Raw genomic sequence first — 22,257 nt, 5'->3', positions numbered from 1 at the left:
CGATGCGTCTACACGGCCATTCCGTAGACGATCGTGAAGAGGGTGCCCAGCGATCCGATGATGAAGACGCCGGTCAGGCCCGCCACGATGAGGCCCTTGCCCTGCTCGGCGCTGAAGGTGTCACGGAGCGCCGTGGCGCCGATCCGCTGCTTGGCCGCGCCCCAGATGGCGATGCCCAGGCAGAGGAGGATGGCTATCGCCATCACCACCTCGACCATCACGCGGGCCTCGTTGCCGAGCGAGCCGAACGGGCCCCAGTCGGGCGCGATTCCGCCGATGATGGTGGTGATATCGCCCTTGTCGGCCGCCAGAAACATGGTGAACTCACCGCCCCATGTCGGAGATTGAACGTGCACTAGGGAAATGAAGGTTGAGTGAGGATACGGCGGGCCGTGTTTGGCACGCCTCTCGGATTCTGTCATGAGTCGGACGGGATGGGCAGTGAACCACGCCCGCATGAGGGATGGTTGAGTGGTGCGGATGCAGGCTGCGGGGCGTAGGAAAGTCTGGTTGCTGGGTGTCGGCGGAGGCTTAGGGCTGTTCGCCGGCTTCATGGTGCTCCTCGTCGTCGGTACGTATGTGGCGGCGGCGCACCTGGGTGCCGGGGGCAGAGCCGTGGGGCTGGCCAAGGGGGCCGTGCCGACGGCGTATCAGGGACTGGTGCAGAAGTGGGGCGCGCTGTGCCCGGCGCTGAATCCGGCGCTGCTGGCGGCGCAGCTCTACCAGGAGAGCGGCTGGAAGCCCGACGCGCGGAGCGGGGCGCAGGCACAGGGCATCGCCCAGTTCATTCCCGGGACTTGGGCGGCACACGGCGTGGACGGCGACGGCGACGGCGACCGCGATGTGTGGGACCCGAAGGACGCGATCCCGTCGGCCGCCAACTACGACTGCAAGCTGGCCTCTTACGTGAAGGACGCGCCGGGCGACCAGACGGAGAACATGCTGGCCGCGTACAACGCGGGTGCCTACGCGGTGATCAAGTACGGGGGCGTGCCGCCGTACCGGGAGACGAAGAACTACGTCTCGACGATCCGGAAGATGGAGCAGAGCTTCGCGTCCACCAAGGGCCGGGTCGATCCGTCGAGGCAGGCCGCGGGCGCCATCTACTACGCGCAGAAGAAGCTCGGCACGCCCTATCTGTGGGGCGGCAACGGCACGCCTGAGCAGGGCGGAAGGTTCGACTGCTCGGGGCTGACCCTCGCCGCGTACAAGAGCGTCGGTGTGAAGCTGCCGCGTGTGGCCAACGACCAGTGGAACACCGGGCCTCATCCGAAACGCAACGAACTGCTCCCCGGCGACCTGGTCTTCTTCGGCACGGATCTGGGCAACTCGCGCTCGATCGACCACGTCGGCATCTACGTCGGCGGCGGCCACATGATCAACGCGCCCTATACGGGGGCGAAGATCCGCTTCGATCCGATCGACACCCCCAACTACTTCGGGGCGACGAGGCCGACGGGCGACGGGTGACCCGTCGGGGCGCGGCCCTGGAGCGGTTCGGCGCCACACACCGGGAACGGTGCCACACACCGGGAACGGCGCCGACTGGCCCTCGTGGCCCGGGAGTTCGGCAGCCGCCGCACCGATGCGTGGACGGCTCCGACGGTGACACGGAACACGTGAACCGAACCGGGTGACGAGACGTCACAACACCGGACAGGTGTGCTGTGGGTGGAAGCGGGGCAGAGCGCCGAGAGGATGTGCAGAAAGGTGTAATCATTGCGGGACGGTGCGTGAGGGCTACTCCCCTGAGCTGGGAAGACCGGTCACCCTTCGATAACGTCCGGGTGATCGTTCGGTAAGACCGGAACGGGGCGCGCGCCGACGGGCGTTCTCTTTACGGCGGAAGGCCCTTCCGCATCCAGGCACCACGGCACCAACGGGGCACGGGGGCACGGGGGTCGAGCGGCAGACGACCATGAGCAGAGCACAGCGGAGCAGAGTGAGGTCAGCATCACGATGGCAGTTTGGGACGACCCGGACGTCGATCTGCTCTACGAGATCAACGGCGTCGCCGAGTCCGCCCCGGCCTGGGCCGACCGGACCATGGCGGCCGCCGGTGAGTACGGCGTGGTCATCGGCCTGGCCCTGCTGATGGTCCTCGCGTGGTGGCGGATCGTACGCCGCAAGGCAAGGCGTGAGGACGCGGTCGCCGGCTTCGCCGGTCTGCTGTGGACCCCGCTGGCCGCGGGGATCGCGCTGCTGGTGAACATCCCCATCAGGGGCCTCGTCGAGCGGCCCCGTCCGTTCGTGGAGCACAAGGGCCTCGATGTGCTCGTCGAGGGCAAGGGCGACTACTCGTTCGTCAGCGACCACTCGACGCTGGCCATGGCCCTGGCGGTGGGCGTCTTCATGGTCCACCGGCGTTACGGCCTCGTCGGAATCCTGCTCGCCGTACTGGCCGGAGTCAGCCGTGTCTACATGGGCGTTCACTATCCGACGGACGTGGTCGGCGGGCTCGCGCTCGGTGCGGCGGTCGCGTTGCTGCTGGCGCCGCCCGCGACCTGGGTGCTCACTCCGCTGGTGCGCTCGCTGGCGGGATCGCCTCGTACGGGGGCGCTGGTGTGGGCCGGGGCTTCGAGGCGCCGGGAGCGCACAAGTGCCAAGGCGCTGCCGGAGGAGGCGGCCGAGGCTGATGCGGAGCCGGGGGCGCCGAACGCCTCGGGCACCGGCACCGGTTCGGATTCGGGCTCCGATGTGCAGCCGCCGCCGCGTGGGCGCGGCAGCCGTAACGACCGCGATCTGGCGGCGTGAACGAGGAACGGCCCGGCCGGACCGGATGACCCTGGCCGCGGTCGCCCGAGCCGGTCGGGGTCGCGGTCGCCCGAATCGGCCGGTCGCCCGACCGGCCCCGGCAGCAGTCGAGTTCAGCGGTCGTGAAGGGCGCGGCCCTCGCTGCCCTTACCGGCCACGTCCCCGGTCGTACTCCCGCTCTGCGACTCGCTGTGCCCCGCCGCATCGGCTCGTGAGGTCTCTCTCGACCGGCGGGCGGGCCCGGTCCAGCCGCATGAGCACCGTGCGTGGCTGAAGGCGCCCCGTTCCACGGCCGACACGAGATGTTCCTCCTGGCCGCGATCCCCACCGCGATCCGCGCCGAGATCCCCGGCGCGATCCGCGCCGAGATCCGCGCCGAGATCCCCGGCGCGATTCCGGCCGAGACCGCCGAGACTTCGGCCGCGATCCCGGCCGTCGTTCTGACCCCGCTCCTGATCCCGGCTCTCGTCCCGCCCCGCTCGCTCTCGCACGCGCCCACCGTATCCGCCCCCGTGACGGGCGGCCCCGGCCCGTCGTTAAGCGATCGAATCCCGGACAGAGAACGCACGTTGGGGGCGGGCAGACGATGGTTGCGCAGCGGCACGGGCGCAGGCACGTGTCGATCCTCGCCGCGGCGTCGGTGACCGCCGTGGCGCCGCTGCTACTGGTCACCGGCTGTACGGACGACACCACGGCCGCGGCGAGCGACAGGAAACCGCTTGGCACATACGGCGGTTCGGGGGCGACGCTGCCGTCCGGAGCGCCGGCGGCGCACGGCGCAGCCGCTGCTTCCGGTCAGCCGTCCGGAGTTTCGGGCCGCGCCGGCGCATCCGGAAGATCCGCTTCGGCCGGTTTCCGGTTCCCCTCGGACCCACGTGAGGCAGTACGTTCCGCGGCGGCGGCCCTCGTGGAGTACGGCACCTCACGCGCCCGTACGTCCATGGCGATGGCGAGCGGCGGCACCCGTATCGCCGTGGAGGGCGAGGGCGGCTTCGACTACCGGCGGGGAAAGGGCAGGCTCACCGTGCGGCTGCCCGAGGGCACTTCGGGCGCGCGGCCCGGTGAGCGGCGCACGGTCACGGAACTGCTCGTCCCCCGCGCCCTCTACATGAAGAACCGCGGCGCGGGCGTCCCCGCCGGGAAGTGGGTGCGGGTGGCCACGGACGAACTCCCCGACGGGAATCTGATCAGCGCGGGCGCCACGGACCCCGGGAGCGCGGCCGAACTGCTGCGCGGCGCACGGGAGACCACGTACGACGGCAAGGCGACGACCTCGGGCGGCACGGTCGTACGGCGCTACCACGGCACGCTCGACCTGGCCGCCGCCGCACGCGAGGCCTCGCCCCGCCGCCGCGGTGAGCTGGAGGCGGCGGCACGGGGTTTCTCCCACGGAACCGTCCCGTTTGACGCGCAGATCGATGGGCAGGGGCGCCTCCGGAAGGTTCGGCACCAGTTCACCTTCGCGGGCGGTGCGCCGAGCGGCACGGACGGGACGAAGTCCCAGGCCGCCGGTGGCTCCGGCAACGGCGTCGGCCGCGGAGGCCGCGACCGAAGTGACGTCCGTGACAACGAAGTCGCAGTCGCTGCGACGACGTGGTTCTACGGCTACGGCGTCCCCGTGAAGGTTGCGATGCCCGGACCGGACGACATCTACGCGGGAAAGATCGCGCCGTTCTAGGCGACTTGGACCGGGTTCGCACAGCACGTTCCGGCTGCGGTGACGAGTGCGAAATGGTTCGGAATTGCCATGTGCGGAGGGTGCGCCCGTACCTACTGTGGGGATACAGGAGGAGGTGGTGCGTGTGCCTGGCAGCGTTCCCGGTGTGCCCGGACGTGGTTCGCGGGGTTCTGTGGTCCAGGATCACGTCGCCCTCGCCGAGATCGAGCTGTGCGGCGAGCTGATGATCGCGGCCTCCGCGGCCGAGGCCGCCGGTGAGGAGCGGCTGAGCCTCGCACGCATCGACGAGGTGCTCGGGACGGTTCCCGGCGAAGTGGACGAGACCGCCTGGCAGTCGGTGTCCCGGCCGGTGCAGCGCTGCGCCGCGCCCTCGAGACCCGCCCCCGCCGGGCGGCCCACCCAGCCGTCGGGGAGACGGAGTTGACGGAGGTGCCGTCGCCCGCACCGGCGGCGGCCGTTGTGTGATCCGTCACTGCGAGACGAATCTCTCCTCCGCCCAGCCCTCCGCCGCCCGTTCCACTCCCCTGCTTACGTTCGGAACTTGCTCACGTACGCAACAACCGTGCTATGGCCGCTGTGGCCTCCGCCACCTTGTCGTCCATCTCGGAGCCGCCCTCACGCGCCGCATGAGCGACGCAGTGCCGCAGATGCTCCTCCAGCAGCCGCAGCGCGAAGGACTGAAGTGCCTTGGTGGAGGCGGAGACCTGGGTGAGGACGTCGATGCAGTACACGTCCTCGTCCACCATGCGCTGTAGTCCGCGCACCTGGCCCTCGATCCGCCGCAGGCGCTTGAGGTGGGCGTCCTTGTCCTTGCTGTAGCCGTGTTCGCCGGTGGCCGCGTGCGCGGAGCACTGGTCGTCAGCGCTCCGGGACCCGTCCGGGCCCCGGGCGTCGTCCGCGCCGTCCGCGTAGCGGAGCCGAGCCCGTACGGTCTGAGGCGCCGGCACTGGTCATGGGTCCTCCGTCGGTCGGTGGGGCGCCGCCGGGAGCGCCTCCGTACGGAACGGGGAGTCCGTAAAGGCGTCCGGGAAAGGGCCCCGATGGCCTGAAATATGCGGTGGCGAGGGCCTGTGCAGGCCCGTGACAACCGCGAAGAATATACCCCTCGTGGGTATATGTTACCGGATTCGGGGAGGGCCCTTCGGGGCACAAGCAGCTATGGGCGACACTGTCTGAGGCCGCCTCGCCGTGGCCGGATGATGCGCTTAGCATCAGCCAGACCGTTTCCGATGCACCCCGAGGATCTCCAGTGCGCTTTCGTCTGACCCCAAGGGAGACGAGCTTCTACGACATGTTCGCGGCCTCCGCGGACAACATCGTCACGGGCTCCAAGCTCCTCATGGAACTGCTCGGGGCGGAGTCCTCCGCTCGCGCCGAGATCGCCGAGCGTATGCGGGCGGCTGAACACGCGGGCGACGACGCGACCCACGCCATCTTCCACCAGCTCAACTCCTCCTTCATCACGCCCTTCGACCGGGAGGACATCTACAAGCTGGCCTCGTCGCTCGACGACATCATGGATTACATGGAGGAGGCCGTCGATCTCGTCGTCCTCTATGAGATCGAAGATCTGCCGAAGGGCATCGAGCAGCAGATCGAGGTCCTCGCGCGGGCCGCGGAGTTGACCGCGGAGGCCATGCCGCACCTGCGGACGATGGAGAACCTCACCGAATACTGGATCGAGGTCAACCGCCTGGAGAACCAGGCCGACCAGATCCATCGCAAGCTGCTCGCCTACCTCTTCAACGGCAAGTACGACGCGATGGACGTCATGAAGCTCAAGCAGGTCGTGGACGTGCTGGAGGAGGCCGCGGACGCCTTCGAGCATGTGGCCAACACGGTCGAGACCATCGCGGTCAAGGAGTCCTGACCACCTGTGGACACGTTCGCTCTGGTCGTGACCATCGGGGTCGCGCTCTTCTTCACGTACACCAACGGCTTCCACGACTCGGCGAACGCCATCGCCACGTCCGTCTCCACGCGGGCGCTGACGCCGCGCGCCGCGCTCGCCATGGCCGCCGTGATGAACCTCGCGGGCGCCTTCCTGGGCAGCGGCGTCGCCGCGACCGTGAGCAAGGGCCTGATCGAGACGCCGCACGGGCAGCGCGGGATGGGCATTCTGTTCGCCGCCCTCGCGGGCGCGATCGTATGGAACCTGATCACCTGGTACTTCGGGCTGCCGTCCTCGTCCTCGCACGCGCTCTTCGGCGGAATGGTCGGCGCGGCCCTGGCGGGCGGTATCGCGGTCATCTGGACGGGAGTCGTCGAGAAGGTCGTCCTGCCGATGTTCATCTCGCCGGTGGTCGGGATGGTCCTCGGCTATCTGGTGATGTGCCTGATCCTCTGGCTGTTCCGGCGTGCCAATCCGCACCGTGCGAAGCGTGGATTCCGGATAGCGCAGACGGTCTCCGCGGCGGGAATGGCCCTCGGGCACGGTCTCCAGGACGCGCAGAAGACCATGGGCATCGTCGTGATGGCACTGACCATCGCCGATGTGCAGGAGGACAAGGGCATCCCGCTGTGGGTCAAGATCGCCTGTGCCACGATGCTCTCGCTCGGTACGTACGCGGGCGGCTGGCGCATCATGCGGACGCTGGGCCGCCGGATCATCGAACTCGACCCGCCGCAGGGCTTCGCCGGTGAGACGACCGCCGCCTCGGTCATGTACACCGCGTCCTTCATCTTCGACGCGCCCATCTCGACGACGCACGTCATCACGTCCGCGATCATGGGCGTGGGGGCGACCAAGCGGGTGTCCGCGGTGCGTTGGGGAGTCGCGAAGAACATCGTCATGGGGTGGTTCATCACCATGCCGGCGGCGGCGATCGTGGCGGCGCTCAGCTACGGGATCGTGGCGCTGATCTTCGGCTGACCGTTTCCTCTCCCCGGTCCGTCGAGGCCAGGCGCACCGGGCCCGGGTCCGTCGGGCCCCGGGTGCGTCGCGTCCGGGCCCGTCGAGCTGCCGGCTCGCATCTCCGGTCCCCCGTCCGGGAATTGGGCGCCCGGCTCGGCGGTGGGACCTCCGCGGCCGGACGTTGTGCGGGCTCGTCCCCGGTGGTGTCGGGGACGAGCCCGCCGCCTTGCGGTGGCACCGCCAATGCAGCACCGCGAGGCCGTGTGGACGTCCGGGCCCGTAAGGCGCGGTCCGTTCGCGGCGGTTCAGCCGAAGCGGCCGGAGATGTAGTCCTCCGTGGCCTGGACCGAGGGGTTGGAGAAGATCCGCTCGGTCTCGTCGATCTCGATGAGCCTGCCGGGCTCGCCGACCGCGGCGAGGTTGAAGAAGGCCGTACGGTCCGAAACCCGCGCCGCCTGCTGCATGTTGTGCGTGACGATGACGATGGTGAACTGCGACTTCAGGTCCGCGATGAGGTCCTCGATCGCCAGCGTCGAGATCGGGTCGAGGGCCGAGCAGGGCTCGTCCATCAGCAGCACCTGAGGCTGTACGGCGATGGCGCGTGCGATGCACAGCCGCTGCTGCTGGCCGCCGGAGAGGCCCGAACCGGGCTTGTTGAGGCGGTCCTTGACCTCGTTCCACAGATTGGCGCCCTTGAGGGAGCGCTCGACGGTCTCGTCCAGGTCGCGCTTCTTCTTCTGGCCGTTGAGCCGCAGACCGGCCGCGACGTTGTCGTAGATGGACATCGTCGGGAAGGGGTTGGGGCGCTGGAAGACCATGCCGATGGTGCGGCGCACGGCGACGGGGTCGACCTGCGTGCCGTACAGGTCCTCGTCGTCCAGCATCACCTTGCCCTCGACGCGGCCGCCGGGCGTGACCTCGTGCATGCGGTTGAGGGTGCGCAGGAAGGTCGACTTGCCGCAGCCGGACGGGCCGATGAAGGCCGTGACGGAGCGGGGTTCGACGCTCATGGATATGTCGTCGATGGCCCGGTGGGAGCCGTAGAAGGCTGTCAGGCCGCTGACGTCGATGCGCTTGGCCATGGTGTCAGTCGCTTTCTGAGTGCGGGGAGTACGAGGAGTTCGGGGGGTCCGCGCATACGGACGCGAGTACGGGCGCGGACACGGACGCAGGCGCGGGCGCGGACATCAGCGGCCCCCCGCCTTGGGCGCCTTCCAGCGGGCGATGGCGCGGGCGACGAGGTTGAGCAGCATCACGAAGGCGATGAGCGTCAGCGCACCCGCCCAGGCCCGGTCGATGCTCGCCGCGTTGCCGAGCTTGTACTGGTTCCAGACGTAGAGCGGCAGGGACTCCTGCGCGCCTGAGAACGGGTTCGGGTTGATCAGCGTGTTGCCGAAGACCAGCAGCATGACGGGCGCGGTCTCGCCGGTGATGCGGGCGATCGCGAGCATCACGCCGGTGGCGATGCCGCCGATTGACGTCGGGATCACGACCTTGAGGATCGTGCGCCACTTCGGCACGCCCAACGCCAGTGACGCCTCGCGCAGTTCGTTCGGTACGAGCTTGAGCATCTCCTCGGTGGAGCGGACCACGACCGGCATCATCAGGATCGCCAGGGCCATCGAGCCCGCGAAGCCGGACGGGCCGAATCCGAGGCCCAGGTTCCAGAACGCGAGGACGAAGAGGCCCGCGACGATGGACGGGATGCCCGTCATGACGTCCACGAAGAAGGTGACGGCTCGGGCGAGCCTGCCCTGTCCGTACTCGACGAGGTAGACGGCCGTCAGCAGGCCGACGGGTGCGGCGATGAGGGTGGCCAGACCGACCTGTTCGAGGGTGCCCAGCAGCGCGTGGTAGACGCCGCCGCCCTCCTCCAGGTTGGTCATGCCGCCCATGGAGTGGGAGAGGAAGTAACCGTCGAGCAGCTTCGCTCCACGGCTGACCGTCGTCCACGCCAGGGAGACGAGGGGGACGACGGCGAGGACGAAGCAGACCCAGATGACGCTGGTGGCCACGCGGTCGCGGGCCTGCCTGCGGTCCTCGACGAGGCTCGTCACCGCGTATGTGACGACGACGAAGAACAGGGCGCCGAGCAGGCCCCACTGGATGCGGCTCTGCCAGCCGGCGGCGCTGCCGACGCCGATGCCCAGCACGGCGGAGACGACGGCGATCGCGACCGGCGACCACCTCGGCAGCCGGCGTCGTGCGAGGGGCGCGGCGTGCGGCGGCGGGTCGGTGACCTGCGGCTTCTCAAGCAGGACGTTGTCGCTCATGCGTTGGCCCCCGAGTACTCCTTGCGGCGCGCGATGATCCAGCGGGCCGCGCCGTTGACGAGCAGGGTGATGACGAAGAGGACGAGGCCGGAGGCGATCAGCGCGTCACGGCCGAAGTCGTCCGCCTCGTTGAACTTCGCGGCGATGTTCTGCGCGAAGGTGCCGCTCCCCGGGTCGAGGATGCGCAGGCTGAAGAGAAAGCCGGGGGAGAGCACGGTGGCGACGGCCATCGTCTCGCCGAGCGCACGTCCGAGGCCGAGCATCGACGCGGAGATGATGCCGGAGCGGCCGAAGGGGAGTACGGAGGTGCGGATGGTCTCCCAGCGGGTCGCGCCGAGCGCGAGCGCGGCCTCCTCGTACATCTTCGGTGCCTGGAGGAAGACTTCGCGGGTGACGTTGGTGATGATCGGCAGGATCATGATCGCGAGCAGGATGCCCACGGTGAAGATCGAGCGGGCCGGGCTGCCGGGGTTCGTCATGTCGAACACCGTTGTCCAGCCCAGGAATTCGTCGAGCCAGCGGGTCAGCCCGTCGAGGTACGGGACGAGGAAGAGCGCGCCCCACAGGCCGTAGATGATCGAGGGCACGGCGGCCAGCAGGTCGATCACATAGGCGAGGGGCGCGGCGATGCGGCGCGGCGCGTAGTGCGAGATGAACAGCGCGATGCCCACGGCGATCGGCACCGCGATGATCATGGCGATGACGGAGCTGACGATCGTGCCGAAGGCCAGGACGCCGATGCCGAACGCGGGCGGGTCGCCCTGAGGGTTCCACTCGAAGGCGGTCAGGAAGTTGACCGAGTCCTTGGATACGGCGATGGACGCGCGGTAGGCGAGGAAACCCGCTATCGCGGCCATGATCACGAGCAGTGTGATGCCGGAGCCCCGTGAGAGGCCGCGGAAGATCTTGTCGCCGGGGCGTACGGCCTTGCCCTTGACTGGCGCGGTGGCCGTCGCGGGGGCGGCTCCGGCCGCCGGTTCGGCCGGCGGCGGCGCTTTCTCGGAAGTGCTGGTGGTGTCCATGGTGTCTCCGGTCTGGTCGGGGAGGTCTCCCCTGGCGGCGGTGCACCGGATGGGTCGCTGGGTCGGTGATGTCTCGGGCTCGGTGGATGTGAGGCCGGTGGTTCTCCGGCTCGCCGGGTCTCGGGGCCGGAGGTGCCGGGAGGGCGATGGAGCGGCGGGCGCACCCTGGGCGGCCAGGACGCGGACCGGCCCCGGGCCGGGGCGCGTTCGCTTGCGCGCCGCCCGGCCCGGGGCGTTCGGTCAGGACAGCTCGGGAATGGTCTTGCGGACCTTCTGAGCGATCTCGTCGGGCAGCGGCGCGTAGCCGAGCTTCGCCAGTTCGCCCTGGCCGTCCTTGCCCGCCGTGTACGTCAGGAAGGACTTGGTGGCGTCGAGCGTCTTGGCCTTGTTGCCCTTGTCGCAGGCGATCTCGTACGTGACGAGGATGATGGGGTAGGCCCCCTCGACCTTCGTCTTGTAGTTGAGGTCGAGGGCCAAGTCCTTGCCCTTGCCGGTGACTTCGGCGTCGCCGATGGCCTTGGAGGCGTTCTCCGCCGTTGGCTCGACGGCCTTGCCCGCATCGGTGTCGATCTTGACGCTGTCGAGGTTGTTGGCGGTGGCGTAGGACAGCTCGAAGTAGCCGATGGCGCCTTCGGTCTGCTTCACCTGCTGTGCGATGCCTGCCGAACCGGACGCGGACTGGCCGCCCTTGGCGGGCCAGGACTTCTCGTCCGGGTACTTCCAGTCGCCCTTGGCCGCCGTGCCGAGGTACTTGCCGAGGTTCTGCGTGGTGCCCGACTCGTCGGAGCGGTGGAACGGCTGGATGTCCGTGCTGGGCAGCTTCGCGTCCGGGTTGAGCTTCTTGATCTCCGGGTCGTTCCACTTCTTGATCTTCGAGTCGAAGATCTTGGCCAGCGTGGGCGCGTCCAGTACGAGACCGTCGACGCCCGGGAGGTTGTAGGAGATCGCGATGGGGCCGCCGAGCATCGGCAGGTTGATGCCCTGGCCGCCCTTGCAGACCTTCTTGGACTTGGCGAGCTCGTCCGGCTTCAGCGCGGAGTCGGACCCTGCGAAGGCGGTGGTGCCCTGGAGCCACTCCTGGATGCCGCCGCCGGAGCCGATGTCCTTGTAGTTGATCTGGGTTTCCTTGCAGGCCGTCTGGTAGTTCTTCACCCACGCGTCGACGGCGTTCTTCTGTGCCGTGGAGCCGGAGGCGAGCAGCTTGCCCTTGCCGTCGCACTTGATGTTCGCGGCCGCCTTCTGGGCGTCCTTGCTGGTGTTGGTGTCCGAGCCGCAGGCGGTGAGTACCAGGGCGCCGGAGACCGCGATGGCGCCGAGGGCGAGGGCGCGAAGCCGGTTCGTGCGCTGAATCACTTTCGTTCGGTTCCTTCCTGGAGCCCGCCGGTGGGGTCGGCGCGCAAGGCTTGAGGTGCCGGTGGGTTTCGGAGGGCGTACGTCCGCTCTCCGTAAGGCCGAAATTAGACAGATCAGGTGAAGCGCCCCACGAAGGCGAATGAACGCACGGTGAACCTCGGCAGTCGGCCCCATGGCGAATGTCGCCGCGGGCGCAAGACGCCTGCGAGCCGAATTCGGCGCCGGGGGAAGGAGCACGGGTCCCGTCGCCGACCCCGCCGGTGACGTGCGCACGTACGCACGGAAGCGTCAATTCCGGGGCGGCGAGGGGGAGTCGGGAAGCGGCCGGTAGCCGATCGTGGCCCTGTCGGATTCCGTGGGCGCATGGCAACATCCGCTGAAGCGGCGGTGGTTGACCGCGGCCGGCGGTGGAAGACCGTAGAGGGCGGACCCGTTCGGCGACGGGCGCCACTCCGTGGCCGATAGGCGCCGCACGACGACTTCGCACCGCGACCTGTACGACACCTTGTACGAAGCCGGGTACGGCGCCGCGTACGGCGGCGAGTGACCGAGAACCCCTAGGACAGACCCCGAAGAGACGGACTACGGCGAGGGGGCCACGTGGGCGGTACGGGGAAGCGCCGGATGCTGGTGGCGGCCTGCACGCTGGGACTGCTGGCGGGACCCGTGGCGGGCAGTGCGTACGCAAGCCCGGCGGGTCCGGCGGAGCCGGGCGGCGGGCAGCGGAGCCTGGAGGAGGTCGCCAAGCGGATAGACCGCCTCCATGAGGCCGCGGAGTCGGCGACGGACGCGTACAACGGGGCGCAGGAGCGCGCCGAGAAGCAGCAGAAGGCCGTCGACAGGCTGACGGAGAAGATCGACGGGCTGCGCAAGACGCGGGGGAAGTACACGAAGACCGCCGGTGCGCTGGCTCGCGCCCAGTACCGCGCCGGTGGGATGCCGGACGAGGCCCATCTGATTCTGCGCGACAGCCCCGAGGCGTTCATGCGCGACGCGGTGATCATGCGTAAGGGCCAGCAGGCGGCCAAGGGCGTCATCACCACGCTCGCCGAGACCGAGTCCCGCCTGGACGACTACGCCGCTGAGGCATCCGAGAAGCTGCGCAAGCTGAAAGAGAACAAGAAGCGCAAGGCCGCGGCGAAGAAGAAGATCGAAAAGGACCTCGAGAAGGCCGAAGACCTCGAATCCCAGCTCGCGACCGAGGAGTTGGAGCGGCTGCTGGAGCTGGAGGACAAGGCGGCGCAGGCACGGCAGTCGAAGTGGCTCGAATCCGGTGTGCTGGACGAGATCTCCGGCAAGGCGTCGAAGTCCGGGAAGAAGGCGATCGCCTACGCCACGAACCAGATCGGCAAGGACTACGAGTGGGGCGCCGAGGGGCCCCGTACGTTCGACTGCTCCGGGCTGACCCTGCGCGCCTGGCAGTCCGCCGGTCATGAGATCCCGCGCACGTCGCAGGAGCAGTGGAAGCAGCTCAGGCATGTGCCCATCAGGAAGATGCGCCCCGGCGACCTGATCATTTACAAGAGGGACGCGAGCCACGTGGGGATGTACGTGGGTGACGGCGAGATGATCCACGCCCCGCGTACGGGCCGGCAGATCACGGTCGCGGGAGCGGGCTCGCTGCTGATCAAGGGCGTTGTGCGGCCCGACGGATGAGGTGCCGCGACGCGGCGGCCTCCCAGGTGGACACAGGCATATGACAGTGGCGGATTTCTGTCATCCATTCCGTACGTACGTGCGGGAGCGCTAAGGTCCCCTGGACAGCCCGGTCGAGTGCGGGCGGGCGGAACGCCACCGCCGGACCGGGCCCTGGCGGTGTGCCGGCTGGCGCACGGCCGCCGCCCTCGGGGGGAGGGAAGGAAGCACATATGCCCGTAGGCGTGCCACGCGAGGACGCTGTGTCCGCGCGGACCCACGCGTCGGTGCCCCCGCAGAGCAGTGGATCGCACGAGCGGACCGGGACGGCCGTGAAGGACGCCCTGACGCTGCTCGTCATCGAGGACAACCTCGCGGGCGGCCGCAGCGTGCCCGGACTTCTCGACGCCGCCGGCGGCTACCTCCCCGGCGACGCGCATAGAGGAGCGTCGGCCGAGCGCATCAAGGTGCGTACGGCCCGCAACCTCACCGAGGCAGAACGGCTGCTCACCGACGACGTGCAGTGCATCCTGCTCGACCTGGCGCTGACCGGGGCGGGCGGAAGAAGGAGCATGGGCGGAAGGAAGGACCCCGGGGTACGGCAGGACGCGGGCGGTGCGGGCGCGAGATCCGCGGGCGGCGGTGCTGTCGAGGTCGTCGGCTCTGCCGGCCGGTCCGGGTCCGCCGGCTCCGGATCGGGGTCCGTTCCGTCGGGGCCGGGGTCCGGGCCCGGTTCAGAGGCCGGGCCCGCCTCCGCTTCCGGGAGCGTGGCCGCCGCCGACGGCTCCTCGTCCGAGGACGGCGACACCGGCGTCACCGGCGAACTGGAGATCCTGCGCCACGTGCTGCGCCTGGCACCGCTGCACGCGGTCATCGTGCTCACGGACGGCGCCGACGCGGAACGCGCCGCCGAGGCGGTCCGGGTCGGCGCCCAGGACTATCTCTTCCGCGACGAACTGGACGGACGGCTGCTCAACCGCGCCATCCGCTACGCCGTGGAGCGCAAGCGCGCCGACCTCGCCCAGCGGCAGCTCACCGAATCCCGGCTCCGCGCACAGGAGAACGCACGTCTGGAGCGCGGGCTGCTGCCCACGCCGCTGCTGTCCGGCAGCGAACTCCACTTCGCGGCGCGCTACCGGCCGGGCCGCTCCCGCGCCCTTCTCGGCGGCGACTTCTACGACACCGTGCGCACCGCCGACGGCACCGTGCACGCGATGATCGGGGACGTCTGCGGCCACGGCCCGGACGAGGCGGCGCTGGGCGTCGAACTGCGCATCGCCTGGCGTGCGCTGACGTTCGCGGGCCTGTGCGGGGACGAACTCCTCGGCACGCTCCAGAAGGTGCTGGACAACGAGCGCGCCAGCGATGAGATCTTCGCCACACTGTGCACGGTCGACATCGCCCCCGACGGGCGCCGTGCCGGGGTCTGCCTCGCGGGACACCCCTCACCGCTGGTCGCGGGGGCGAGCGGCTCGGTGCCGCGGCTGCTCCCCTACGACTACAGCGGACCGGCGCTCGGCGTCGTGCCGAACGCCCGCTGGCCGCGGCGCCAGGTCGAACTGGGCCGCGCCTGGAGCCTGTTGATGTACACCGACGGGCTCATCGAGGGGCACATCGGTGAAGGGCGGCAGCGCCTGGGCCAGGACGGAATGATCGACATCGTCACGGACCGCATGGCACAGGGCATCGACGGCGAACATCTGCTGGACGCGACGATGGAGGACGTCAGGCGCCTGAACGGCGGCGAACTCACCGACGACGTGGCGGTCTTGCTGCTCAACCGGCAGTGACAGGGGCGGGGCCGCGACGGCTTGGGAGCGAGGCCGCTGCGGACTTTGGAGCGATGGCCGCCAGGGACGCCGGCGGACTGCGGCTGGGTCTCGGCTGGGGTCTCGGCGGTCTGTTCCTAGCGGCCGTTGAAGGGACCGTAAGGCCCGTCGCTGCTGCTGCTGCCGCCCCAGCGCGGACCGCCGCCCGTGACCTGCTTCAGCGCGGGACGGACGTCGACGATGTAGACGATCGTGGCGATCAGGCCCGCGATCTGGAGGAAGACGATCGGGTAGACGTTCACGGCGATCGTCAGGCCGAGAATGATCAGCCAGAACGGCTTGGTCTGCTTCCCGGCGGCGGGATAGGCGTCGGTCCGGCGCATCGCGCCGTCGATGAACGCGAACACCGCCATCGCCAGCAGCACCAGGGAGATCACCCACAGCAGCCCTTGGAATCCCTGCATCATCTCGTTCACATCCCTGTGCGTACGTAAAGTCCGTCTATGGCCCGGTATGCCCGGCCCCGGCGGCCTGCTGTGGCGCCGCTCGTCATGCCACCGTACCCGTTCGCCAGGCCGGAAACCCGGGCCCTGCGAACGGGTACGGAGTCACTGCGGTGCGGTGGGGCCGGGCACCTGCGGCACCGGTTCAGGCACCGCGGGAGCCGGACTTCGGACTCCGGAAACCGACTCCGGACCCGAGGACCGGACTACGGACCCGAGACCGTACCGCTGATTCAGGAGCCGGACTTCTGATTCAGGAGCCGGACTTCGGGGGCGTCTTCTTGCTGCCGCCGGTCTTGCTCCCGTTCGCTCCGGCCGCGCCGGGCTTGCTGTCCGGCTTGGCGGAGGCGGCCTTCCCCGCGTTCCCTGCGGCGGTCTTCCCCGAGGTGGTCTTCGCCGTCGTCGTCTTACGGGCCGTGCCGGTCTTCTTGGCAGAGGCGGCCGTGTCTGCCGGCCCCTGTTCCGGCTTGCGTGCGCCGCTCTGCGTACCGGTACGCGGCTCGGCCGGAGGCTCGGCGACCTTCACCGGCTCGCGCTCGACGGTCACCTCGGGGGTCTCGGTGTCCTCGCCGCGCCAGTTGCGCACGGCGCCACGGCCACGGTCGGCCAGCTCGTCGTAGGCCTCACGCGCCTTGACCGCGTACTCGGCGGCGATCCCCACGCCCTGCAACGCCAGGTGCTGTGCCTGCTCGCGCAGCTTCTTGATGTCGGTGTCGATGCCGCCGAGGGTCTCGCTGACCTTGGCCTGCGTCTCCTTGGCCTGCTTGGTGAAGCGCGCCTGGACCTCCTTCGGGTCGGTCGCGCGTACGGCGGCGATGCGCCCGGGGGCTTCCTCGCGGATCTTGTCGATGACGCCGGCGGCGAAGTACAGCGGCTTGGGGTCGGTGAGGGTGTTGCGGATGTCCTTGGTGTTCGGCATGAGAGGTCTCTCCCTGTGACTGACTGCTATGGGGCGTCGGCCTCTATGGCCTCTGCTCGGGCTGCGTGCTCCCTAGATGTCCTTGGTGTCCCTGGTGTCCCTGGTGTCGTCGGCGTGCTCGGCGGTCTCCGGGGCCCCGTCGCCCTCCGCGTCCTTCGCGGAACCGTCCTTCGCGGCCGCGCTCTTCGCGGAACTGCCTTTCGCGGCAAGGGCCTTCGCGCCTGTGCCCGCACCCGCGCCCGCGCCTTCGGCGTCCTTGCCGTGCGCGTCGGCGGTCTGCTTGCCGTGCTTGCGGCGCCTGCCCCGGTCGCCGCTGCGGCCGGACTCTTCCTGCTGCGCGGAGGCGTTCTCCTTGCGGAAGGACTCGTAGATCTGGAGAAGTGCCTGCTTCTGGCCCTCGTTGATCGACGAGTCGGCGAGGATCGCGGCCGGAACCTGCAACAGGTCGTCCCGCTCACGCTCGTCGAGAATCCCGGCCTGTACGTACAGCGTCTCGGCCGAGATCCGCAGCGCCCTGGCGAGCTGCTGGAGGATCTCGGCGCTCGGCTTGCGCAGGCCGCGCTCGATCTGGCTGAGATACGGGTTGGACACCCCGGCGGCGTCGGAGAGTTGGCGCAGCGACAGCTTGGCGTTGCGCCGCTGCTCGCGCAGGAACTCGCCCACATTTCCGACGTTCAGGGAAGCCATGGCCTCAACCATGCCTCCCATTGCTAACTTTTGCAAGCGCCGTGCTTGCAAGTGTGTTCCCGGGGTCGTGGGGCAGCCGTTCCGGCTGTCGTGGCGATGCGGTGACCGGAACCGACGGTTCAGTCGCGCACCCGACTACTTCGTACGCCGCCGGAACGGCACCGCTGTCGACTGGACGTCCGCCCCGACGAGCGGATCGAGCCTGCGGACGCGGCGAAGTTCGCGGTCACGGCCGCGGCCTGCGCCCGGGGGGGGTGGGGCTACGAGCGGGGGGTGCTCGATCCGGTCCTTCCTTCCGCCCATGCTCCTGCGCTGGTTGCCGGGCTACCGGCACTCGCGAGTACGGCGTGCGCTGGTGGCGGAGGACCTGCGGGCGGTGTTCACACAGCCACGAGGTCTTCTGCCGGGGCCCAGGCCGTAGGCGATCCCATCGCGGTACTGCCAGTGCTCTTCCACCTGCTGTGGTGCCGGGAGACGTCCGTGGACCTGCAAGGCGAGTTGCTGTCTGCGGCCACTGGTGCGCCCGGCACCGGCGGTGGTGAAGGAGGTGGCCGGGGATGCCGACACGTCCGCAGCTGCTATCGCTGGGTGACCGGGTCTACTACGACGGGCGCGAGCCGTCGAGTCGAATGGTTCAACACAGCTAGCCGTTCGCCCGGCGGAGGCGTTCGGCTGCCTGTGCGTGGATGGCGTCACCGGAGATCGAGGGGGCGTCGTGCAGGGCCTCCCAGCGGGCGTTGTGCGCCGCCGGCCACAGGCTGGCCGCCCACGCGATCTCCTGCTCCTCCACGGTGAACCGGCGTCCCCGCAGATCCTGATAGGCCTCCAGGAACGCGGAAGAGCTCTCGATGGGGGCCAGGGTCGGAGGCGAGGCGCTGGCGAACGCTCCACACGCTGCACCTACCAGCGCCGCCTCCGGCTGCCACGCCAGGCTGTCCCAGTCGTGTACGGCCCACAGGGCTCCGTCGTGCCAGCGAAGGTTCTGTGCTTCGAAGTCTGCGTGGCCCAGCACGCACGGCAGGTCGGCGGTCAACATCCGCTTGCGGGCCCGGGCGGCTGTGTCGACCACGTACGCGGGCACGGCGCTTTGGTCTCGCTCGTCGAGGAACTCAACCGTCGGCCACAGCCCGGAATCCCCGTGGTCCCAACGCACCCAGCGCGGGTTTGGCAGCGGCGGGTCAACCGTCACGTCAGCCAATTCGGCCATCAGCTGGGCGAACACCGCCGCGTAGCGCACGGCGACGTCCGGCGTATCGCCACCCAGCAGCTCACCGCCGGACCGGGACTCCTCGGCGTGCACGGCCAGCCCACCGACGCCGACCGCGGGCGTGAGCGGTCGGGCACACGGGAAGCCTCGCTCCGCCAACCGGGCCTGCGCGGCTACACACGACGCAACCCGTCCATCGTCCTCCCGCGCCTTCACCACGACGTCCCGTTCACCGGCCAGCCGCAGTCCGAACACCGCCGAGATCGACCGCACCTCGAACAGCAGGCTGACGGGCTCACTCCCCAACTGGTCCGCACACCAGGCCGGTAGCCAGCCCGGCAGATCAGACAACGACATGGAGCGGACTGTGCCATACACAGCGGAAGTGATCTGGACGGCCACCACAAAGCCCAGGCGGGGACCAGAACTCCGCACCGAATGCACAATCCATCGCGATTCAGTGAGACGCACACGGCTACTGCGTCTCACTCGATCTGAGCCCCCAGGTCAGTGCACCGTGGTGTCCCAGCTCTATCGAGACGGGACACGTCGGCCTGTGCCCTGTCTCCGCGATGTGCGGGCGTAACGGTCACACAGTTGCCACGGCGATCACAGTGGAACTCGAAAGGCAGAGGTCAGGCCGCGTGGGCGGATAGCGCGAGCGGAGGGCCTCCGCGTCCAGCAGGGTCACGGCGCGAAAGCCCGCTTCAAGCAGGAGAGTTCGCACTTCGGAAGTGGTGTAGTCGGCGAGGACGGGTTCGCCGTCGGCAGCGACTGCTGCGTCGGTTGAGGACCTGACGGCCCGTCCGACCTCGTCAAGCTCCCCGCTCGCACAGACGAAGTCGGCGACCAGCGTCGTCCCTTCCTGCCGGGACGCGATGGCGCGCAGGGTGGTCCGGGTCGCTGCTCGCGGCAGGTACATCGTCACCCCCAGCCAGTTCCATGTCGCGTGCCCCGGCAGACCGGACTCCCCGAGTCCCGTGGCGACCAGGTCGACGGGCACGAAACGGACGTTCGCCGCTTCCGCCACCGCGGCTTGAGCGAGCGCCGACCGCTTCCACGCCTGGGTGTCCGGATGATCGACCTCCCAGATGCGGAAGAGACCGGCACGCGGGTGCCGCCAGGCGAATGTGTCCAAACCGGACCCGAGCAGCACGTAGTCGGATCTGCCCACGGACAGTCCCGCCACTGCCTCGTCCTCTGCCACACGGGCCCGAAGGGCATGACGCAGCCGCAGAGACCGGCGCACCTGAGGAGGCCATCCGGCGATCGTCTTCTCCAGGCGTGGTCGTTCCGCGGCGGGGACGAGTCGTCCCGACAGGGTGTCGTCCAGGACGGGCGCGGGGTCGTAGCGGGCGTGTTCTGCCCTGAGCAGGGCACTGCCCATCGCCGAGCGGCTTGCGTGTCCAGACTGCATTCCGGTCCCCTTCGGATCTGCCATGTCGATTGAAAGAGCGGTGGTCGGAGCAAGGCCGCGAGCCGGCAACCGCGCAGCGGAGCACGCGTGTTACGAGGCCGCGAGGCTGCGAGGTGGATGTCGATGCAGAAGGCGTCAGCGGCACTCTCGGCCTTCTCTGTCCCACCGAAAATGCGGCGAGGACAGGGCTCCGGGACGCTTCATCGACCAGAAGCCGCCAACGTACCGCGACTTAGGGCTGACTGCCCGGACTCCTCCGAGGGTCATGAACGGCAGCCGTCTCACTGATCTCCGGGCACTCAAGCTCGCCCATGGCAGTCAACTGACTTGCGGCAGGGCAACGTCACCTGGCACCGCATGGCGTCGCGAGGTGTCACGTAGGTGCCGCGCCGACGCCATCCGGTGCCAATGCGATGCCGTGTCGTGCCCATCTACCGCTCCGGGCGGGCTCCGTGGGGGCTCATGATGCCCCGGTCACAGTTCGGACTTTCGCGTCTTTGCCCAGGTCGGAATGGGCAACCGCGTTCCGCGGTAGAGGCGGCGTACAACTCGGGCTTGCGCATGGCGCCATAGTGGTGCCACCATGACGTCATGGACCTCACTCCGTATGTTGACAACCTGCGTCGCGAACTCGCGGTGGCTGCCGAAGCCGGTGGGGAGGACGCCCGCGAGCTGGCCGAGCGGCTCACCGCTCCACTGGAGTCGGCGACCCGACTGACCATGCTCAATGTGCTCTCCGCCGCGATGGACGAGATCACCCGGGAACTCGCGCCCGGTTCGGTCGACGTACGGCTGCGCGGGCTGGACCCCGACTTCGTGGTGACGCCGCCGTCCGGCGACGACGGCCCCACGGAGTCGGCCGCCCCCGCCGAACCGCTCAAGGTGCACGAGCCCGCCGACGGCGACGAGGGCACCGCTCGCGTCAACCTCCGTCTGCCCGCCCGTCTCAAGGCCCGCGCCGAGGAGGCCGCCGGCCGCGAGGGTCTGTCGGTCAACGCGTGGCTGGTGCGGGCCGTTTCGGCCGCGGTCGACGGTGGCGCCCGGCCGCGTACGACGGAGAAGACCCAGACCATCGGACAGAGCTTCACGGGCTGGGTGCGCTGACTCCTCGCCCGCGCACGCCAGTTCACTCGCACCACCTCACGCGCAGCACCCGCCCGCACCACTTCGCCAGCACCACTTCATCCCCAGCACTTCACCCACACCACGTCCCACCAGCGGGGACGCCCCGAAGACCCAAGAGGACGGGACAGCCATGCCTTCTTTCGACACCCCCGAACCGATCTCGGTCACCGCCCACGTGGGCGCCGGCTCCGTCCGGTTCACCGCGAGCGACCGCCCCGACACCGTCGTCGAAGTACGGCCCGGCAATCCGAAGCGGGACAAGGACGTGCGGGCCGCCGAGCAGACCGAGGTCACCTACGTGAGCGGCGTCCTGACCGTCAGGACGAAGGAGCGCCGCCTCATCGGACCCACCGGCTCCGTCGACGTGGCGGTCGAACTGCCCACGGGCTCGCGCGTCGACATGACCGGCTCCTGGACCCAGGTTCTCGGCGAAGGCCGACTCGGCGAGGTCCAATTGAAGACCTCGGGCGGTGACGTCCGTCTCGACGCGACCGGTCCGCTCCGGCTGACCGCCTCGCACTGTTCGATCACCGTCGACCGGGTCGAGGGGAACGCGGAGATCTCCTCCGGCTCCGGCAGTCTGCGCGTCGGCACCGTCGAAGGCAGCGCCGTCCTGAAGAACTCGCACGGGACCACGGCCGTCGGCGCGGTCGTCGGCGACCTGCGGGTGAGCGGCGCTCACGGCGACATCGACATCGCCCGCGCCGAGAGCTCGGTCGCCGCCACCACCGCCCACGGCAGCCTGCGCGTCGCCGATGTCGCCCGCGGCACCGTTCAGTTGGAGACCAGTTACGGCGCCATCGAGGTCGGCATCCGCGAGGACACCGCCGCCTGGCTCGACGTCAGCTCCACCCACGGGCAGGTACGTAACAGGCTCGCCGCGTCCGAGGCCCCGGAGAAGACCGAGGACACCCTCAAGGTCCGCGCACGGACCAACTGGGGAACCATCGACGTCCTCCGCGCTCGGGCCTGAGCACCGGACCGGGGCCTGAGTACCGGACCGGGGCCTGAGCACCGGACCCGGGCCTGAGCACCGGACCCGGGCCTGAGCACCGGACCCG

At 69.5% G+C, this 22,257-nt stretch carries 22 protein-coding genes; 11 read left to right on the top strand and 11 right to left on the bottom strand.

Annotated features, from left to right (window positions below):
* Positions 1–8 precede the first annotated feature (8 nt).
* A complete protein-coding gene (locus MMA15_RS12260) occupies positions 9–317 on the bottom strand; it encodes a DUF8827 family protein (RefSeq protein ID WP_197351803.1) in 309 nt (102 codons plus the stop codon).
* 163 nt (positions 318–480) lie between these two features.
* Here MMA15_RS12260 and MMA15_RS12255 point away from each other — a divergent pair, with 163 nt between their 5' ends.
* The 5 genes from MMA15_RS12255 to MMA15_RS12230 all read left to right on the top strand — a co-directional run bounded on the left by MMA15_RS12255 (position 481) and on the right by MMA15_RS12230 (position 4,856).
* A complete protein-coding gene (locus MMA15_RS12255) occupies positions 481–1,470 on the top strand; it encodes a C40 family peptidase (RefSeq protein ID WP_241063159.1) in 990 nt (329 codons plus the stop codon).
* A gap of 489 nt (positions 1,471–1,959) precedes the next feature.
* Entirely contained in the window at positions 1,960–2,754 is a 795-nt protein-coding gene (locus MMA15_RS12250) for a phosphatase PAP2 family protein (RefSeq protein WP_241059327.1), read from the top strand.
* 266 nt (positions 2,755–3,020) lie between these two features.
* Positions 3,021–3,398 carry a hypothetical protein gene (locus MMA15_RS12240; protein ID WP_241063554.1) on the top strand — a complete coding sequence of 126 codons (378 nt, stop codon included), beginning with the start codon at positions 3,021–3,023 and terminating at the stop codon, positions 3,396–3,398.
* The gene (locus tag MMA15_RS12235; RefSeq protein ID WP_505016610.1) at positions 3,341–4,432 is read left to right on the top strand and encodes a hypothetical protein; all 1,092 of its coding nucleotides are present in this window, start codon (positions 3,341–3,343) and stop codon (positions 4,430–4,432) included. The genes MMA15_RS12240 and MMA15_RS12235 overlap by 58 nt, the downstream gene beginning before the upstream one ends.
* 145 nt (positions 4,433–4,577) lie before the next feature.
* Positions 4,578–4,856: a hypothetical protein gene (locus tag MMA15_RS12230; RefSeq protein ID WP_372498339.1), complete on the top strand. Its 279-nt coding sequence runs from the start codon at positions 4,578–4,580 to the stop codon at positions 4,854–4,856.
* A 121-nt stretch (positions 4,857–4,977) separates the two neighbouring features.
* Here the strand turns inward: MMA15_RS12230 and MMA15_RS12225 are convergent, their stop codons facing one another.
* Positions 4,978–5,379 (bottom strand): metal-sensitive transcriptional regulator, encoded by a 402-nt coding sequence (locus MMA15_RS12225; RefSeq protein ID WP_241059321.1) that lies wholly within the window; start codon positions 5,377–5,379, stop codon positions 4,978–4,980.
* A 302-nt stretch (positions 5,380–5,681) separates the two neighbouring features.
* Here MMA15_RS12225 and MMA15_RS12220 point away from each other — a divergent pair, with 302 nt between their 5' ends.
* On the top strand, positions 5,682–6,302 hold the full coding sequence (locus MMA15_RS12220; protein ID WP_241059319.1) for a DUF47 domain-containing protein: 621 nt from the start codon (positions 5,682–5,684) through the stop codon (positions 6,300–6,302).
* 6 nt (positions 6,303–6,308) lie between these two features.
* Positions 6,309–7,304 carry an inorganic phosphate transporter gene (locus MMA15_RS12215; protein WP_241059317.1) on the top strand — a complete coding sequence of 332 codons (996 nt, stop codon included), beginning with the start codon at positions 6,309–6,311 and terminating at the stop codon, positions 7,302–7,304.
* A gap of 287 nt (positions 7,305–7,591) precedes the next feature.
* On the opposite strand, the gene pstB is transcribed toward MMA15_RS12215, so the two are convergent.
* The 4 genes from pstB to pstS form a co-directional block, all read right to left on the bottom strand.
* Positions 7,592–8,368, bottom strand: coding sequence for a phosphate ABC transporter ATP-binding protein PstB (gene pstB, locus MMA15_RS12210; RefSeq protein ID WP_241059315.1), 777 nt, complete (start codon positions 8,366–8,368; stop codon positions 7,592–7,594).
* A gap of 105 nt (positions 8,369–8,473) precedes the next feature.
* Positions 8,474–9,559, bottom strand: coding sequence for a phosphate ABC transporter permease PstA (gene pstA / locus MMA15_RS12205; RefSeq protein WP_241059312.1), 1,086 nt, complete (start codon positions 9,557–9,559; stop codon positions 8,474–8,476).
* A complete protein-coding gene (pstC, locus tag MMA15_RS12200; RefSeq protein ID WP_241059305.1) occupies positions 9,556–10,581 on the bottom strand; it encodes a phosphate ABC transporter permease subunit PstC in 1,026 nt (341 codons plus the stop codon). Before pstC ends, pstA begins: the two co-directional genes overlap by 4 nt.
* Positions 10,582–10,821: 240 nt before the next feature.
* Entirely contained in the window at positions 10,822–11,934 is a 1,113-nt protein-coding gene (gene pstS, locus MMA15_RS12195; RefSeq protein WP_241059303.1) for a phosphate ABC transporter substrate-binding protein PstS, read from the bottom strand.
* A gap of 600 nt (positions 11,935–12,534) precedes the next feature.
* On the opposite strand from pstS, the gene MMA15_RS12190 reads away from it, so the two are divergent.
* Positions 12,535–13,590 (top strand): C40 family peptidase, encoded by a 1,056-nt coding sequence (locus MMA15_RS12190; protein WP_241059301.1) that lies wholly within the window; start codon positions 12,535–12,537, stop codon positions 13,588–13,590.
* Positions 13,591–13,802: 212 nt separating this feature from the next.
* Positions 13,803–15,359, top strand: a complete 1,557-nt coding sequence (locus tag MMA15_RS12185) for a PP2C family protein-serine/threonine phosphatase (RefSeq protein WP_241059299.1) — start codon at positions 13,803–13,805, stop codon at positions 15,357–15,359.
* 116 nt (positions 15,360–15,475) lie between these two features.
* On the opposite strand, the gene MMA15_RS12180 is transcribed toward MMA15_RS12185, so the two are convergent.
* The 5 genes from MMA15_RS12180 to MMA15_RS12160 form a co-directional block, all read right to left on the bottom strand.
* The gene (locus MMA15_RS12180) at positions 15,476–15,805 is read right to left on the bottom strand and encodes a DUF2516 family protein (RefSeq protein ID WP_241063158.1); all 330 of its coding nucleotides are present in this window, start codon (positions 15,803–15,805) and stop codon (positions 15,476–15,478) included.
* A 289-nt stretch (positions 15,806–16,094) separates the two neighbouring features.
* Positions 16,095–16,760, bottom strand: coding sequence for a hypothetical protein (locus MMA15_RS12175; protein WP_241059297.1), 666 nt, complete (start codon positions 16,758–16,760; stop codon positions 16,095–16,097).
* 72 nt (positions 16,761–16,832) lie between these two features.
* Positions 16,833–17,447 (bottom strand): helix-turn-helix domain-containing protein, encoded by a 615-nt coding sequence (locus MMA15_RS12170; RefSeq protein WP_241059294.1) that lies wholly within the window; start codon positions 17,445–17,447, stop codon positions 16,833–16,835.
* 643 nt (positions 17,448–18,090) lie between these two features.
* Positions 18,091–19,011, bottom strand: a complete 921-nt coding sequence (locus tag MMA15_RS12165; protein WP_241059293.1) for an aminoglycoside phosphotransferase/kinase family protein — start codon at positions 19,009–19,011, stop codon at positions 18,091–18,093.
* A 232-nt stretch (positions 19,012–19,243) separates the two neighbouring features.
* A complete protein-coding gene (locus MMA15_RS12160) occupies positions 19,244–20,071 on the bottom strand; it encodes a class I SAM-dependent methyltransferase (protein WP_241059291.1) in 828 nt (275 codons plus the stop codon).
* A gap of 591 nt (positions 20,072–20,662) precedes the next feature.
* Between MMA15_RS12160 and MMA15_RS12155 the strand changes: the two genes are divergently transcribed.
* On the top strand, positions 20,663–21,175 hold the full coding sequence (locus MMA15_RS12155) for a hypothetical protein (RefSeq protein WP_241059289.1): 513 nt from the start codon (positions 20,663–20,665) through the stop codon (positions 21,173–21,175).
* Between the two features lie 151 nt (positions 21,176–21,326).
* The gene (locus MMA15_RS12150) at positions 21,327–22,169 is read left to right on the top strand and encodes a DUF4097 family beta strand repeat-containing protein (RefSeq protein WP_241059287.1); all 843 of its coding nucleotides are present in this window, start codon (positions 21,327–21,329) and stop codon (positions 22,167–22,169) included.
* Positions 22,170–22,257 lie beyond the last annotated feature (88 nt).

The organism is Streptomyces marispadix, assembly GCF_022524345.1.
GTDB classification, from domain to species: Bacteria; Actinomycetota; Actinomycetes; order Streptomycetales; family Streptomycetaceae; genus Streptomyces; species Streptomyces marispadix.
This window is presented reverse-complemented; position numbering and strand designations above follow the sequence as displayed.

Coding starts and splice junctions, on each gene's coding strand:
- MMA15_RS12260 (WP_197351803.1), bottom strand. CDS start 317: ATGTTTCTGGCGGCCGACAAGGGCGATATCACCACCATCATCGGCGGA.
- MMA15_RS12255 (WP_241063159.1), top strand. CDS start 481: ATGCAGGCTGCGGGGCGTAGGAAAGTCTGGTTGCTGGGTGTCGGCGGA.
- MMA15_RS12250 (WP_241059327.1), top strand. CDS start 1,960: ATGGCAGTTTGGGACGACCCGGACGTCGATCTGCTCTACGAGATCAAC.
- MMA15_RS12235 (WP_505016610.1), top strand. CDS start 3,341: ATGGTTGCGCAGCGGCACGGGCGCAGGCACGTGTCGATCCTCGCCGCG.
- pstB (WP_241059315.1), bottom strand. CDS start 8,368: ATGGCCAAGCGCATCGACGTCAGCGGCCTGACAGCCTTCTACGGCTCC.
- pstA (WP_241059312.1), bottom strand. CDS start 9,559: ATGAGCGACAACGTCCTGCTTGAGAAGCCGCAGGTCACCGACCCGCCG.
- pstC (WP_241059305.1), bottom strand. CDS start 10,581: ATGGACACCACCAGCACTTCCGAGAAAGCGCCGCCGCCGGCCGAACCG.
- MMA15_RS12185 (WP_241059299.1), top strand. CDS start 13,803: ATGCCCGTAGGCGTGCCACGCGAGGACGCTGTGTCCGCGCGGACCCAC.
- MMA15_RS12180 (WP_241063158.1), bottom strand. CDS start 15,805: ATGATGCAGGGATTCCAAGGGCTGCTGTGGGTGATCTCCCTGGTGCTG.
- MMA15_RS12175 (WP_241059297.1), bottom strand. CDS start 16,760: ATGCCGAACACCAAGGACATCCGCAACACCCTCACCGACCCCAAGCCG.
- MMA15_RS12170 (WP_241059294.1), bottom strand. CDS start 17,447: ATGGCTTCCCTGAACGTCGGAAATGTGGGCGAGTTCCTGCGCGAGCAG.
- MMA15_RS12165 (WP_241059293.1), bottom strand. CDS start 19,011: ATGTCGTTGTCTGATCTGCCGGGCTGGCTACCGGCCTGGTGTGCGGAC.
- MMA15_RS12160 (WP_241059291.1), bottom strand. CDS start 20,071: ATGCAGTCTGGACACGCAAGCCGCTCGGCGATGGGCAGTGCCCTGCTC.
- MMA15_RS12155 (WP_241059289.1), top strand. CDS start 20,663: ATGGACCTCACTCCGTATGTTGACAACCTGCGTCGCGAACTCGCGGTG.
- MMA15_RS12150 (WP_241059287.1), top strand. CDS start 21,327: ATGCCTTCTTTCGACACCCCCGAACCGATCTCGGTCACCGCCCACGTG.